At 69.0% G+C, this 1,669-nt stretch carries 1 protein-coding gene; it reads right to left on the bottom strand.

The genetic code is table 11. The features are described from left to right. Nucleotides 1-218 precede the first annotated feature (218 nt). On the bottom strand, nt 219-1,571 hold the full coding sequence (locus tag AB0E63_RS46435) for an IS110 family transposase (protein ID WP_360381333.1): 1,353 nt from the start codon (nt 1,569-1,571) through the stop codon (nt 219-221). Between the last annotated feature and the right edge of the window lie 98 nt (nt 1,572-1,669).

Raw genomic sequence — 1,669 nt, 5'->3', positions numbered from 1 at the left:
ACATCAGCGTAAGGCGATTTGCGTCAAGTGATTGGTCGGTGCCTCGTCCGTCGTCTGTCCCTGCATAGCGGTGATGGGGCTGGGCCCGTCAGCGTGTAATCGGGTTGTGGAGACGACGGGCGGGGCTGCCCATGATGTCCGGCGAGGTGACTGGGGGGTTCCTCAATGCCGCGTAGGGCTCGCCCCGACCGTTGGCTTGGACGCGTTCTGTGTAGGTCTCAGGCGGCCACGACAGTGTTGTGCTTGTCGCGCGTGCCGTGCGTCGCGAGCACCGGGTCCCAGGCCACGCCGCTGGTGATCACGGCGTGCAGGTGCCGCAGGATCGCGGCGGCGATCACTGTCTGCGCCTGGGTGGCGGTGAGCCTGTTGGTCTCTCGCGTGGTGAGGTGGCGGTAGCGGGCGGCGTAGACGGTGTTGGTCTGCAGGGCGCCCCACACCGCGCGCCAGGCGGCCAGTCGGAGCCTTGGCCGGCCTTGGCCGGTGAGCTTGGTGCGGCCGGTGAAGGTGCCCGAGAGCTTCTCTCGGGGGGCGAGGCCGGCGTGCTTGACCAGGGCGCGTGCTGTGGTGAATCTTCGGGGGTCGCCGGTCTCGGCGAGGATCGCTGCGGCACCGACCGCGGAGATGCCAGAGATCGAGGTGACGAGCTCGGTGAGCTCGAGCTGGTCGAGAACGGCGACCACGCGGTCTTCGGTGTCGGCGAGCTTGCGCTGGTTGTCGGCCCAGTCCTCCAGCAGCAACTGGACCCGTTCGAGCCCGCCGCGGCGGTGGGCGATCACGCCGGCCGGGTCGGTGAGCGCGGCGAAGAGCTTGCGGACGATGCGCAGGCAGGGTTTCTGCCCGCCCCGCTTGGTGATCTCGCGGCGCACGGCGGTCTCGAACCGAGCCAGGCCGAGGCGGCGGGTCCGGGTGAAGTCGGCGTTGTCGCGGTCCACGATGACCCACATCGCGGCCGCCCAGGTGCGGGACCGGAACGGGTAATTGGCTGTCACCAACGCGGCGGGCCAGACGCATTCGAGCAGGTCTCGCATCTGCTGGACCTGCGAGACCGCCTCGCCGATCAGCCGCTCCCGGCGGGTTCCCAGATGCCGCAGCCGGCCCCAGGTCTCCTCGACCGGCTCGGGAACATAGCAGCGCAGCTGGGCGGTGAGCCGGGCGATCAGGATCGCGTCCTTGTCGTCGGTCTTGTCGAAGGTCAGGTCCTCGCTCCTGCGCGCCCACGAGGTCTGCATCGGCTGCACGCACACGAACGGCATCGACCGGTCCGCAGCCAGCTGCCCAAGCACCCGCCAACGATGTCCGGTCGGCTCGCACGCCACCGTGACCCCGGCGAACCCCTTCGCCCTCGCACGCTCGGCAGCCCAATCCAACGCCATCCCGAGACCCCACGCCCGGCAGCGGAAGGTCTTGCGGGCCAGCACCCTGGAGTCGTGGTCGGTCACGACGACCATCTGCTTCTTGTCGGCCAGGTCGATCCCGACGATCGCGTTCTCCGGTGGCACCAGCTCACGCAGGCGAGCCAGCCGCGCGTTGCGGTTCCGGTCACCCCTGGACACACCACTACCGTTGGACATGAACGTCCTCCTCCTGCGATGGGACACCAAGCCCTACAAGCGCATCAGGAGGACGTTCCCGCGCCCGGACCGACACGCAGAACGTCTTTCTATGCCGC

The sequence above is a fragment of the Kribbella sp. NPDC026596 genome (assembly GCF_040638415.1).
Taxonomy (GTDB): domain Bacteria; phylum Actinomycetota; class Actinomycetes; order Propionibacteriales; family Kribbellaceae; genus Kribbella.
The sequence above is the reverse complement of the archived record's forward strand: the minus strand, read 5'-3'. Positions and strand labels throughout refer to the sequence as shown.

Coding starts and splice junctions, on each gene's coding strand:
- AB0E63_RS46435 (WP_360381333.1), bottom strand. CDS start 1,571: ATGTCCAACGGTAGTGGTGTGTCCAGGGGTGACCGGAACCGCAACGCG.